The 12,278-nt window shown below is 46.5% G+C and carries 13 protein-coding genes; 5 read left to right on the top strand and 8 right to left on the bottom strand.

Annotated elements, in window-relative coordinates; all coding sequences use genetic code 11:
• Positions 1-15: 15 nt before the first annotated feature.
• From EV690_RS12080 to pdxY, 3 genes are all read right to left on the bottom strand, one after another.
• Positions 16-690 (bottom strand): type 1 glutamine amidotransferase domain-containing protein, encoded by a 675-nt coding sequence (locus EV690_RS12080; RefSeq protein WP_131913270.1) that lies wholly within the window; start codon positions 688-690, stop codon positions 16-18.
• A gap of 124 nt (positions 691-814) precedes the next feature.
• A complete protein-coding gene (locus tag EV690_RS12075) occupies positions 815-2,104 on the bottom strand; it encodes a cytosine permease (RefSeq protein WP_131913269.1) in 1,290 nt (429 codons plus the stop codon).
• Between the two features lie 3 nt (positions 2,105-2,107).
• Positions 2,108-2,971, bottom strand: a complete 864-nt coding sequence (gene pdxY / locus EV690_RS12070; RefSeq protein WP_131913268.1) for a pyridoxal kinase PdxY — start codon at positions 2,969-2,971, stop codon at positions 2,108-2,110.
• 230 nt (positions 2,972-3,201) lie between these two features.
• On the opposite strand from pdxY, the gene EV690_RS12065 reads away from it, so the two are divergent.
• A complete protein-coding gene (locus tag EV690_RS12065; RefSeq protein ID WP_131913267.1) occupies positions 3,202-4,542 on the top strand; it encodes an aspartate aminotransferase family protein in 1,341 nt (446 codons plus the stop codon).
• Positions 4,543-4,778: 236 nt separating this feature from the next.
• On the opposite strand, the gene EV690_RS12060 is transcribed toward EV690_RS12065, so the two are convergent.
• The 4 genes from EV690_RS12060 to eat all read right to left on the bottom strand — a co-directional run bounded on the left by EV690_RS12060 (position 4,779) and on the right by eat (position 6,810).
• Complete coding sequence (locus tag EV690_RS12060; protein WP_131913266.1) at positions 4,779-4,997, bottom strand: hypothetical protein; 219 nt, start codon at positions 4,995-4,997, stop codon at positions 4,779-4,781.
• A gap of 11 nt (positions 4,998-5,008) precedes the next feature.
• Positions 5,009-5,173 (bottom strand): hypothetical protein, encoded by a 165-nt coding sequence (locus tag EV690_RS18265; RefSeq protein WP_165872748.1) that lies wholly within the window; start codon positions 5,171-5,173, stop codon positions 5,009-5,011.
• Positions 5,170-5,298 (bottom strand): hypothetical protein, encoded by a 129-nt coding sequence (locus tag EV690_RS18575; protein WP_263433841.1) that lies wholly within the window; start codon positions 5,296-5,298, stop codon positions 5,170-5,172. The genes EV690_RS18265 and EV690_RS18575 overlap by 4 nt, the downstream gene beginning before the upstream one ends.
• 147 nt (positions 5,299-5,445) lie before the next feature.
• Positions 5,446-6,810 carry an ethanolamine permease gene (eat, locus tag EV690_RS12055; protein WP_131913265.1) on the bottom strand — a complete coding sequence of 455 codons (1,365 nt, stop codon included), beginning with the start codon at positions 6,808-6,810 and terminating at the stop codon, positions 5,446-5,448.
• Between the two features lie 253 nt (positions 6,811-7,063).
• Here eat and EV690_RS12050 point away from each other — a divergent pair, with 253 nt between their 5' ends.
• From EV690_RS12050 to EV690_RS12035, 4 genes are all read left to right on the top strand, one after another.
• Positions 7,064-8,068, top strand: coding sequence for a phosphotransferase enzyme family protein (locus tag EV690_RS12050; protein WP_131913264.1), 1,005 nt, complete (start codon positions 7,064-7,066; stop codon positions 8,066-8,068).
• A 167-nt stretch (positions 8,069-8,235) separates the two neighbouring features.
• The gene (qhpR, locus tag EV690_RS12045; protein WP_224055073.1) at positions 8,236-9,297 is read left to right on the top strand and encodes an AraC-like transcriptional regulator QhpR; all 1,062 of its coding nucleotides are present in this window, start codon (positions 8,236-8,238) and stop codon (positions 9,295-9,297) included.
• A gap of 73 nt (positions 9,298-9,370) precedes the next feature.
• A complete protein-coding gene (locus EV690_RS12040) occupies positions 9,371-10,138 on the top strand; it encodes a DeoR/GlpR family DNA-binding transcription regulator (protein WP_131913262.1) in 768 nt (255 codons plus the stop codon).
• A 127-nt stretch (positions 10,139-10,265) separates the two neighbouring features.
• Positions 10,266-11,447, top strand: a complete 1,182-nt coding sequence (locus EV690_RS12035) for a NupC/NupG family nucleoside CNT transporter (protein WP_131913261.1) — start codon at positions 10,266-10,268, stop codon at positions 11,445-11,447.
• Between the two features lie 229 nt (positions 11,448-11,676).
• On the opposite strand, the gene EV690_RS12030 is transcribed toward EV690_RS12035, so the two are convergent.
• Complete coding sequence (locus EV690_RS12030) at positions 11,677-12,123, bottom strand: DUF3574 domain-containing protein (protein ID WP_131913260.1); 447 nt, start codon at positions 12,121-12,123, stop codon at positions 11,677-11,679.
• Between the last annotated feature and the right edge of the window lie 155 nt (positions 12,124-12,278).

The following is a 12,278-nucleotide window of genomic DNA, read 5'->3' as shown; positions in this document are numbered from 1 at the left end:
AGAGGCTCTTCATCATTAAAGCAGTTTTAACAGTGCATTGGCACATTCAACCGAGGAACTTGGGTTTTGTCCGGTCACTAACAATCCATCGGTCAGGACATAACTGCTCCAGTCATCACCTTTGGAATAATTGCCCCCATTAGCCTTAAGTTCATCTTCGACCAAAAACGGCACAATATCAGTTAGCCCAACCGCGTCTTCTTCACTATTACTAAAACCAGTGACCTTTTTACCTTTAACCAAGGCTGTCCCATCGCTGTTTTTAACATGGCGTAAAACTCCCGGCGCATGACAAACGGCCGCAACCGGGCGATGATCGGCCAGAGTCTGTTCGATGAGCTTAATTGAATCAGCATTTTCAGATAGGTCCCACAATGGTCCATGACCACCAGGATAAAACACCGCATCAAATTCAGAGCCATCGACATCCGCCAAGGCGACAGTATTCGCTAGCACTTGCTGCGCTTGCAAGTCATCCTTAAAGCGCTGTGTAAATTCAGTTTGTGCTTCTGGATCATCACTCTTCGGGTCCAATGGTGGCTGGCCACCAGCAACAGAGGCAACCGTCAATTGCGCGCCCGCATCTAAAAATGTGTAATAAGGTGCTGCAAATTCTTCCAACCAAAAACCCGTTTTGTGGCCTGTATCACCGAGTTTATCGTGTGAGGTTAAAACCATTAATATTTTCATTTCTCTCTCCCTTTTCAAGATTGAGTTAGTAAACCATTGGCCTTAACCGACCATTGACAGTCATTCTAGTATAAAATAGACCGGTCGTCTACAGATGGTGGCATTTAAACGCGCAACGTTCCTTTTAGCTATGCTGTTTGATGCCATAACCCAAGCAACTGACCAACCAACGTAACAGGCCATACACGACAGCACTGACCACTAGCGTCGGTAAGGTCGCCCCCCAATCAGGGTAATAACTGGTCATAACATGATAGGTCACCACACCTAAAAACCAAGCGACCAACGCTGCACAGACCTGAAGTTTTCCAGGAGAACGCAATTGTTTAGATGAAAAATAATCAACCATTAATAGCGCAAATAACGGGGTAAACACTGACCCAATCCACAACAAGAAATCGAGATAGGCAGCCGTTGGAACACACCAGGCAACAATCGTTGAAATCACTCCAAACAACATCGCCAGATAAGAGATAGGCCAACGCACCACTATACTTGCCGATACGGCAGAAGAGTGAATCGGTGCAAAAGCATTCTCCGTTTCATCAAACAGCACCATCAACAAAGGAAGCCCACTAAACGCAACCCCAAGAGATAACATCAGTTGGGTACTAGATGAGCCGGCTGGCAACACCACTTGATAAGCAACACCTAAAGCCATTATCCAGACCGTCCCGACCAGATACCCCAGTGCGGTACCATGAAAAGTATGCCCGGAACTCTTACCGAAACGGCTATAATCGCCCACCAGCGGTAACCAGCTGACAGCCATAGAAATCACAATATCCAACCCCAACGCTTTGGGCATTGAATGATCGCCGGCTTGCTGCCAAAAATGAGCCAGTGAGTAATGGCTAAACCAGTAATAAGTGAGTCCGGCACAGCCGGTGATCACAATCCAAATCCCCACCCGACGCAAAAAAACGCGAACCCAAGAAAGCGGTCCCTTAATCGCCTGCCAGGTTGCCAGAACCCCCAACAATAACGTCCAAACGAGCGGGATAGTTAACCACGTCGAACCAGGCCACCACTGCTCAATCAATTGAATCGCGGCATTGCGCATCAGCACAATTTCAAAAGCCCCCCAACCAATGAGCTGGATAAAGTTCATGCACGCCGGAATGTATGCACCTTTCAATCCCAAAGTCTGCTGCATCAACGCCATTGATGAAAGCCCATGACGCTGACTAAACCAACCCACTGTGGCAATCAGTGCCGAACCGATAACAGTCCCAACCACGATCATCATAATAGACTGTGCCAGTCCTAAACCGGGTCCTAATAATGCGCCGGTTTGTAATACCGCCAGACCGATCCCCAAGGAGGTCCACAACGCGAAAAAATCACCGAATGCCCAGCTTTGACGCTCACTAGAAACGGGCTTAACACCCGTATATTTTTCTGTCGCTTGCATAACTTACAGTATCTTTTTTAATTGAAAGAGTTGAGAGGGATTCAGCATGGCATCCTGCGCATCGATTAACTGTAATTCGCGCTCACCAGACTGAGCCGTTTGTTTTAATAATGCATAAACAGAAGCCGCGACGAACTGCAAAGCTTGTTCTGGCGCGGCTCCTTTAAGCAACTGAGCTAAAAATAGAGCACTCGTAGCGTCTCCGGCACCACTTAAGATTTCTTTAAAATCAAGTTTCGGGGTCACCACTAGATAACAACCATCTTCGTTATCCAACAACATTCCAATCTCGTCCTCAGCTAGTTCTTTGACATCCAAAGATGTCAACAATACCTGCTTAGGACCTCTTTTACGCACCATCTGCGCTGCTTTAATCGCATCATTGAGCGAACTAATATGATGATCGGCTAAAAAACTCAGTTCAAACTGGTTAGGCGTAATCATATCTGCATGCCTAATCGCGTTATCGCGGATCCATTCAGGCAAACCATCCTGAACATAAAAGCCACAGCCCACATCCCCCATAACCGGGTCACAGCAATACAATGCATTCGGCTGGCGAGCACGAATCCGCGCCAACGCATCCAGAACAACTTCCCCGGTATTTTGGTCTCCCAAATATCCCGATAGCAGGGCACTCATATTGTCCAGCGCTCCACACTGCTCAACCCCATCAAGCACCGTGCGTAAATGCGTGGGAGGAAATACATCACCTTTAAATTGCTCGTATCCAGTGTGGTTGGAAAACTGCACGGTATGAATCGCGGTAACTTCAAATCCTTGGCGTTGCAGTGGGAAAACAGCAGCACAATTTCCCACATGTCCAAAGGCGACATGGCTTTGTATAGATAGCAGATGATAAGGCATAAAATTTGATTATTACTTCAACATAGAAGCATTATGCTACGAGTGACTTGCTCACGAAAACCCCATTTCTAATAAAAAATAAATATAAAAAATAAGCAATCTGCCTAATACACTAGCGAATACACAACGTTTGTGTACTTGTGTGTATTTTTGTACTTTGTTGTATTTGAGTAAAAACTCGGCATGATACAGTTTATTGCCAGTAAAAAACTATTATTCAGGGGGTAACCATGGCCACGCGATCCACCATTATGGACACCAACAGTTTTCGAGCTGAACATGCAGCAGGGTTGGACCGTCATACTCGCGAATTAACCGACAAACGCTCGAAAGTACTCGGAGAGTCCTATCGGTTGTTCTATCGTAAACCGGTCCACTTAGTGAAAGGCCAAGGCCAATATCTATGGGATGCCGCCGGAGACAAATATCTAGACGTATACAACAATGTTGCCAGCATTGGCCACTGCCATCCTGCAGTTATTAACGCTGTAAATGAACAGATGCATCAGCTTAATACGCACACCCGTTACCTGCATGAGCGTATTTTGGATTACTCTGAAGACATCCTCTCCACCATGCCCACCGCAATTGATCGCGCCATGTACATGTGTACCGGGTCCGAAGCCAATGATCTAGCCATGCGAGTTGCACGCTCATACAGCTCAGGAACAGGCATTATTGTAACTCAAGAAGCCTACCATGGTACCAGCGCCCTAACCTCTGGCGCATCGCCAGCACTAGGCACAGGTCAGACATTGGATGCTACCACACGTCTTTTGCCGTCTCCGGATCATTACCGACTCAGCGATGTCGATTTAGGCCACTGGTTTGCCCAACAGATGCAAGCGCAGATCGATGACATGGCCGCTCATGGGATTAAATTTGCCGGGTTTTTAGCCGACTCCATCTTTTCATCTGATGGTGTGTTACCCGGTACTGCCGGATTTATGCAAGAGGCGATTGATGTCGTCCATCAAAATGGGGGGATTTTCATCGCCGATGAAGTTCAACCTGGCTTTGCCCGCACCGGCGAAGCATTCTGGGGATTTGCCCGCCATGCTTTAGTGCCCGATATCGTCACAGTGGGGAAACCCATGGGTAATGGCATCCCTGTTTCTGGATTATTTGCTAAAAGCGATGTGCTTGCCTCATTTAGCGACCACATCCCATACTTTAACACCTTCGGAGGCAACCCCGTCGCGATGGCCGCAGCCCAAGCTGTACTGACAGTGATTCGTGATGAAAACTTGCAAGAGCACAGCCTAACCGTCGGTCGCAAACTCTTAACAGAGCTACAAACATTAATGGATAAACACGAGTGCGTCGGTGATGTTCGCGGTGCCGGGCTATTTATCGGCTTTGAACTAGTTAAAGATCGCGCCAGTAAAGAAGCTGACCAACAACTAGCGCTGGATGTGATTGAACGGCTCAGAGAAAAACATGTTTTAACCTCAGTAGCAGGCCCTTATGGTAACGTCCTCAAACTGCGTCCGCCACTGGCATTCCAAGAACAAGATATTGACTGGTTGGTGGGTGCGTTAGATGAATCACTCACTGAGCTCACCGCTTAAGTCAAACTGACTAATTGGCAAGGGAAAAGGGGCCGAAGCTCTAATACCGAACAGTTAAGACAAAATGGATCAGTTGACCACTCCTTTTAAGGCGGCAAAATCCGGTATCAGTTTTCTGATATCGGTTTTTTATATGAATACACGACTTAATTTCATTTTTTCACAATGAATCATGGGAGCAATAAAGGGTTAGTTTCCCTATTTTAAGTGGGTTGACCGACTTTCAAATCCACTGGTTATTCTCTCATCCTGAGACTACCATCCCAAGGAACACCGATCTTCCCGTTAGGGGGCGTTTTAAAACCACCATAAAGAGCCTGATCTGCCGCAGTTTTCCTAAATTCTTCACCAGAATCATAACATCCAGTTCCTGTTTTCAAACCTTTCAGCAGATCCACTTCTGAAGCAGGGGTATTCATATCGTCTTTCCATTTTTGTATCAATTTCTTAAACATATTATTCCCTTCTATGATTCATTTTTTGGCATATCAGATTTAGTGCGACTACCTTCTGGGCTGATGGGCATCGTTTGATGAATATTTGTACTACCTTTCAGTTTAATCCCATGTTGGGAATGATCAACACTCGGAGTTACCTTCGCTATTTGATGTTTAAGATCTCGATGGCTCATGGCACGCACATCCGCTGGATGATAAGAAGCGCCGTCGGGTCAAAGTTAGTCCCTTCGCTCTGCATCATTTTTCCAAGTCCAAAATAGAAATCTTTTTCAAAATGAGCAGCTAAAAAGAAAGCCATCTGCTTATCCAGATGGCTTTCACTTATTGATGATTTTTTCAGTCATAGTTTTGCCAAAAGCCCAACAACTTTAAAAGTACATTACCGCGATTCATCAAAGCGAATGAACCGCCACTATTGCGGCGGCAGAACTAAACCAAAATCACTTTATTTGCCCGCTAACATCGCATCTTCCGGAGCATGCTGACGCTGCGCACCGGTCAGGCGGAAATAGACATAACCGACGATTAGCATTCCGACAAAAATCCCCGCCAGCATCAGGTTAAACCAGATCATTGCAACCAATGCCAAAACTGAGATCAGCAGCGCAATCGCTGGAACCACCGGATAGCCTGGCGCACGGAAACTGCGCGGTAAATTCGGTTCACTGCGACGCAATTTAAACAGACTCAACATACTCATGATATACATCACAATGGCACCAAAAACAGCCATGGTAATCATAGCCGCGGTGAGGCTCATTCCTTCCAAGTTAACGAAACTATCACTGAAGATGGCGATGATACCAATGATGCCACCGGTGATAATGGCTCGGTGCGGCGTTTTAAACACAGATAATTTTGCCAGGCTTTCCGGCAAATACCCGGCCCGGGCCAGCGCAAAAAATTGCCGAGAGTAACCAAGAATAATGCCGTGAAAACTCGCGATTAAGCCAAACAGACCGATCCAAACCAGCATATGCATCCAACCCGAATGGGCCCCAACCACTATTTTCATCGCCTGCGGCAGCGGATCATTAATTCCTGAGAGCTGTTGCCAGTTGCCAGCACCTCCGGCTAACATCATGACCCCAATTGCTAACACGACCAACGTCAAAATGCCGGAAATATAAGCTTTCGGAATGGTGCGTTTTGGATCTTTGGCCTCTTCGGCTGCCATAGCCGCCCCTTCAATGGCGAGAAAAAACCAGATAGCAAATGGAATCGCCGCAAAAATTCCAGCAAGAGAATGTGAACTAAACTGATTACTACCAGCCCAACCATTGATAACAAAATGGCTAAAACTAAATCCCGGCGCCACAACCCCCATAAAGACTAATAACTCGATGACCGCCAACAGGGTGACCAATAACTCAAAGGTTGCAGCTAACTTCACCCCAAGGATATTCAAAGTCATAAACACTAAGTAGGCGCCAACTGCAGCATAACGCGGGTCTAAATGCGGGAACTGAACATTTAAATAAGCACCAATCGCCATTGCAATCGCGGGTGGCGCAAACACAAACTCAATTAAGGTGGCCATCCCTGCAATCAACCCCCCTGTTTCACCAAAAGCGCGACGGCTGTATGCAAAAGGACCACCGGCATGAGGTATCGCAGTGGTTAACTCCGTAAAGCTAAAAATAAAACAGGTATACATCACGGCGATTAGGGCAGTCGTGATCAAAAAGCCCAATGTCCCCGCAACCCCCCAGCCATAACTCCAGCCAAAATATTCCCCCGAAATCACCAGCCCCACTGCAATTCCCCATAAATGCAGTGTGCCCAGCGTCGGTTTAAGTTTTTCTGTCATGCGAAATCTCCATTGATCGACCGAAACAATTCAAATAGCGAATGATCGACGCTTTTTTGAACGTCCCTTTGATAATCAATGATTCAACAAAAGAAAACTTGACCAAAACCAACGCAGTTTGCCACCTAAAGTCAATTTAGCCGCTCAGTTGACTCAATGGAGCATCCCCCAGAGCTGACTGCAATCAAAGGTCAAGCAAAACACAGTAGAAAATTAGAAGCTTTCACTATCGACTAAGAGATGGAGTTTCCAAATGTCCACGCAACAATACGATACCTTAACCGATCAGCAGATTCTGGCATTGGCTTCAACGCTATTAAAGCGCTATGCAGCCCCCTATCAGGGCGATATCAACTTATTATGTCGCTCAGAAAATGCCACTTTAAAAATAACGAGTGCAAATCACCGCTATGCGCTGCGGATTCATCGCCCTGACTACCACAGCTTGAATGCGATTCAAAGTGAACTGTTATGGCTGGATGCCTTAAATGCCAGTGGTATCGAAGTCCCCCAAGCAATCGCAAATAAAGATGGCGAACGAGTTCAGAAAATAACCCTCGCCGATGGCGAACCTCGTTATGCGGTAATGTTCGACTGGATCGAAGGTGATATGCCCACCAGCGAAGTTGACCCTAAAGCTTTTTTTGCGCTGGGAGCTATCAACGCTAAACTCCATCAACATGCGCGAAGCTGGCGACGCCCAGAAAATTTTGAGCGCATCATCTGGAACCATCAAACCATGGTCAGCCAGCATGCTCATTGGGGGCGCTGGCAAAATGCGCCGCATCTAAACGCTGACGATCACCCGATCATCGAACAAGCACTACAAAAAGTCGCACAGCAGATGACCTCATATGGCATGAGTGATGATCGCTACGGCTTAATCCATGCAGATCTACGCTTAACCAATATTCTCTTATTCGATGGTCAAACCCGTGTGATTGATTTTGATGACTGTGGCATGGGTTGGTATATGCACGATTTAGCCGCAGCCATCAGCTTTAATGAACATCTAGCTAATGCACCGCTATGGGTGGATCAATGGCTCAATGGTTACGAAACACACGCGCATTGTGAGGCGGCCGATATTGACATTTTACCAGCCATGATCATTCAGCGCCGAATCCAAATGTTAGCTTGGACAGGCACCCATGCGCAAACCCAGATGACGTTAAGCCTTGGCGATCAATGGGCGAATGAATCGGTACGTTTATGCCGCCAATATTTGGAAACTGACGGGCTGCCGATTGGTCAGTAACATGCACAAACTTCGCACAGCAGCGCAAAAACAGTGCGTGCGGCAGCGCTTACACGCGCCATAAATAAGCTAACTTATTGAAATATAATAAATAAGACATTGGTGTAAAAATTGCTTCATAAATCTTTATGTTCACTCTGACATAGGAGTTTATGATGACTGACCAAATGTTGATTACCCGTCCGCTCATTGGCGCTGCGCTGCGTGAAAATATTTGTGTAAATCAAGGTGTACTGGCCGCTGCGGCCAGTGGTCTGGATCAGTTCATCAGCCAATATGGTGCAGATGTGGACCGAGTTTTAGGTCGCAGCGGCATTAATCCCGAAATTCTCACCTCACCAACGCAATCGCTGCAATTAGTCAACTACTGCAAAGTGCTTGAAGAAGCAGCCAAAGAGAGTCAATTTGATAACTTCGGTCTTTACTATGGCCGTCAATTTCAACCGCAATCGTTAGGGCTCATTGGTTACATTGGTTTGTGTTCAGCCAACCTCGCCCATGCCTTAACCAATGTCGCCAATGCGTTTCATTGGCACCAACATGATACTTTTGTACAGTTTGTCGAACAGGGCGAATGCTATCGCTTTGATTATCAGGTTCGCCACGGTGCCATAGTCTGTCGTCGCCAAGATGCTGAGCTGACAATGGGTATGATCTTCAATCTGATTCGCCAGTGTGCAGGGAAAAATTGGGCACCGCGCGAAGTTCACTTTGAACATCCTCGTCCAGAACTTTGGCATGAACACTGTAAAGTTTTTGATGCACCGGTTTACTTTGAACAGCCATTCAACTCGCTGTTAATTCCCAAAAGCGATCTGAAACGAGCGATGCCAGGGCATGACCCGATTTTACTGAGTGTGATGACTGACGCTCTCAAACGTCTCAACATGCAACCTCCCGCTCAAGATGTGATCAACCAAACCCGTGCGCACATTCAAAGTGCCCTGCTCGACGGTGAACCCGACCTGGACACCATTGCAGAGCAATTGAATTTATCTCGGTGGTCCTTGCAACGGCGCCTTCGTCAGGAAAATTTAAGCTTTAGTGGTCTCGTGGATAAGGTTCGCCAAGAAGTGGCCACTCATTATCTACATCAAAAACAAATGCCAATCTCGGAGATGGGATTGATGCTGGGGTATTCTGAAACAAGTGCATTTTCTCGAGCCTTCCGGCGCTGGTTCGGGATGAGTCCTCGTCAATACCGACAAAACCAAAACCAGCCACATTAACAACCAACAAACCCGTGCGTTCGAACCAGATTTATGCTCTGATAACAACAGCAATTAGTGACTCCTGTGAAACATGCTGCAACAAACGCGACTTTTAAAAATTCAATCACTGCTTGGCCAGTATCGACAACTCAGCAACGACCAGTTAATGGATGCGCTGAATGTTTCCCGTGAAACAATTCGCCGCGATATTATCAAACTGACTCATCAAGGATTAGCACAGCGGGTTCATGGTGGCATTCTCGCTCTGGATACTCCTGCAGAACCCCCTTTAATTATTCGTCAAGGCGCCCGCACCCAAGAAAAAATTCATATTGCTAAACAGTGCGCACAGCTCATCGCCCCAGAACAGACTATTTTTATTGACGCTGGCAGCACGACCTCTCACCTCGCCGAACAGCTTAAAGCACCGATGAATCTGACCATCATCACCAATAGCCTGCAGGTGGCGCTGACACTTAATCATGGTCAAAATCCAACCCACAATGAAGTCATCTTACTGGGGGGGAATATGCTTGCAGGGGCAAACGAAACACGTGGTGGCGAGACGATCAACGCCATTTATCGCTATCAGGCTGATGTGGCGGTTGTGTCACCAGTGGGCATTCATGCCAGCGGAATCAGCAGTTACTATCAGTGGGAAAGTGCCATCGCAGAAGCGATGTTTGCCCAATCGAAACAACACATTGTGCTGGCCGATCATAGTAAAGTTGGCAAAGTCAGCCGCTTTATTTACGCGCCACTGACAGCCGTGGATAAATTAGTGACCAATCAGAATGTTAATAATACGGTGTTCTTAGAACAAATAGCACAGCAAGGGGTCGATGTTTACTGTACTTAACACTTAACCAGCCGGCTTGATCGCTGGGGTTAGGTTGCTAAATCAAAGCATCGTTGATTAATCGTGTTATCACAACAAGGGCTGTGCTAGACTCGCGGCGCTTTTTTTAATCACCATAGGTATCGTTATGCCATTGCTGCATTTTGGATTGGCTCTGGTCGTCATTTTTGCGCTAGCTATTGCGGTTAGCTTTGAACGCAGCCAAATTCGCCCTCGTTATATTATTCAACTACTGGTCATCGAGATTGCACTTGCCTGGGGAATGCTCCATTCTCAAAGCGGCATTGCAATTGTGCATTCCATCGCTGAAGCATTTGATAAATTGATGTTTTTTGCCGGGAAAGGCACAGATTTTGTGTTTAATGGGATGCGCCCCAAAGGGATGGCATACGTCTTCTTAAACGTTCTCTGCCCAATCATCTTTATCTCAGCACTAATCGGTATTTTGCAGCATTTTAGAATTCTGCCGTGGCTGATTCGGATCATTGGTACCGTGTTGTCTAAAGTCAATGGCATGGGGAAACTCGAGTCATTTAATGCCATTAGCTCACTCACCTTAGGCCAGTCAGAAAACTTTATCGCCTATAAAACGATTCTTTCCCAACAATCGCCGCGACGGATGTACACGATGGCGGCAACGGCGATGTCGACCGTTTCGATGTCGATTCTGGGTGCCTACATGCAAATGATTCAACCTCGGTATGTCGTGGTTGCCATCATTTTAAATGTGTTCTCAACGTTTATTATTTTATCGCTGATCAACCCTTACAAGCCAGGTGCAGAACCCGAAGTAAAACTTGAACAGCTCCATGAAAAACAGAGCTTCTTTGAAATGCTCGGAGAATACATTCTGGCAGGCTTTAAAGTCGCGATGATCGTGGCAGCAATGCTCATTGGCTTTATTGCCTTGATCGCGTTACTCAATGCGATTTTTTCAGCCATCTTTGGCCTGTCATTTCAGCAACTACTGGGCTATGTTTTCTATCCACTGGCGTGGGTCATCGGCATTCCATCTGCTGATGCACTGCAAGCCGGCTCCATTATGGCCACCAAATTAATCGCCAATGAATTTGTCGCCATGCAGACATTGCAAAAAATTGCGATGAATTTCACCCCCAGAGGATTGGGGATCTTGTCAGTCTTTCTGGTTTCATTTGCCAACTTTGCCTCTATTGGCATTGTCGCCGGGGCTATTAAAGCGGTCAGCGAAAAACAGGGCAATGTGGTCTCACGCTTTGGTTTTCGTCTCGTCTATGGCGCGACTTTAGTCAGCCTGCTGTCAGCAGCTGTCGTTGGCCTCGTGATCTAAACCAAGTGCCAGCGCACTATATGATATGCTGACTCCGCTACATGATATGCTGACTCCGCTACGTAATAGCGGAGTCAGCCCTCGGGCCAAACTGAAGTCGTTCAGGCCCGTTACAACCAAAAAATCCGATAGCCGTCTTTGCTATCGGATCTTACCTTTTTAGCTAAAACCGCAGTACATCGTTGATGTTTTGGGTTATTCGCAATCAACCACTGAATTGTTTTTCGGCCTAAAAAGACACGCAAGGGGTGCTATCGACACGCATCACCGATTCTTGCTGAAACTGATGCATATAGAGCTGGCGCAATTTTTCAATTTTGGCATTGCTGGCTTTATCCCGGCGCGGATAAATCAACACCAATGCCCGGCTATGTTCTCTGGCAATTTTACCATTAGCGCCCAACCACTGTCCCTGTCCACGAAACACCGTTAACCCATCACGAAATCGTGGGGTCACTTCGCTGTTTACAAAATGCTGCCACTGCGCTTGCGTAATATTCGGACCATCAGCTCGACTCATACCAAAATACAAAGTGGTTTGGGACATGAGATCACCCTGCTCACAAACTGATTGAGCTTGATGATGAGATGTACTGTGCTGTGCACACCCAGCTAACGTGATTAGAGATAAGCATAAAAAGCCAATTTTGAGCGAACGGGAAACCAACAATTTCATCAAAAACTCCGTATCTATGGGGGAACCCAATACTACTAAAAATCGGCGCAAAATGAAGATAAATCAGGAAGTCACTCTTTAATTATAAATACCATTCTATCTGGCTCTGACGCTAAGCATTACTTTGCGTCTGTCATCACAAAATGTTAATTGAA

The sequence above is a fragment of the Celerinatantimonas diazotrophica genome, assembly GCF_004339545.1.
Classification (GTDB): domain Bacteria; phylum Pseudomonadota; class Gammaproteobacteria; order Enterobacterales; family Celerinatantimonadaceae; genus Celerinatantimonas; species Celerinatantimonas diazotrophica.
The sequence above is the reverse complement of the archived record's forward strand: the minus strand, read 5'-3'. Positions and strand labels throughout refer to the sequence as shown.

Coding starts and splice junctions, on each gene's coding strand:
- EV690_RS12080 (WP_131913270.1), bottom strand. CDS start 690: ATGAAAATATTAATGGTTTTAACCTCACACGATAAACTCGGTGATACA.
- EV690_RS12075 (WP_131913269.1), bottom strand. CDS start 2,104: ATGCAAGCGACAGAAAAATATACGGGTGTTAAGCCCGTTTCTAGTGAG.
- pdxY (WP_131913268.1), bottom strand. CDS start 2,971: ATGCCTTATCATCTGCTATCTATACAAAGCCATGTCGCCTTTGGACAT.
- EV690_RS12065 (WP_131913267.1), top strand. CDS start 3,202: ATGGCCACGCGATCCACCATTATGGACACCAACAGTTTTCGAGCTGAA.
- EV690_RS12060 (WP_131913266.1), bottom strand. CDS start 4,997: ATGTTTAAGAAATTGATACAAAAATGGAAAGACGATATGAATACCCCT.
- EV690_RS18265 (WP_165872748.1), bottom strand. CDS start 5,173: ATGAGCCATCGAGATCTTAAACATCAAATAGCGAAGGTAACTCCGAGT.
- EV690_RS18575 (WP_263433841.1), bottom strand. CDS start 5,298: ATGGCTTTCTTTTTAGCTGCTCATTTTGAAAAAGATTTCTATTTTGGA.
- eat (WP_131913265.1), bottom strand. CDS start 6,810: ATGACAGAAAAACTTAAACCGACGCTGGGCACACTGCATTTATGGGGA.
- EV690_RS12050 (WP_131913264.1), top strand. CDS start 7,064: ATGTCCACGCAACAATACGATACCTTAACCGATCAGCAGATTCTGGCA.
- qhpR (WP_224055073.1), top strand. CDS start 8,236: ATGTTGATTACCCGTCCGCTCATTGGCGCTGCGCTGCGTGAAAATATT.
- EV690_RS12040 (WP_131913262.1), top strand. CDS start 9,371: ATGCTGCAACAAACGCGACTTTTAAAAATTCAATCACTGCTTGGCCAG.
- EV690_RS12035 (WP_131913261.1), top strand. CDS start 10,266: ATGCCATTGCTGCATTTTGGATTGGCTCTGGTCGTCATTTTTGCGCTA.
- EV690_RS12030 (WP_131913260.1), bottom strand. CDS start 12,123: ATGAAATTGTTGGTTTCCCGTTCGCTCAAAATTGGCTTTTTATGCTTA.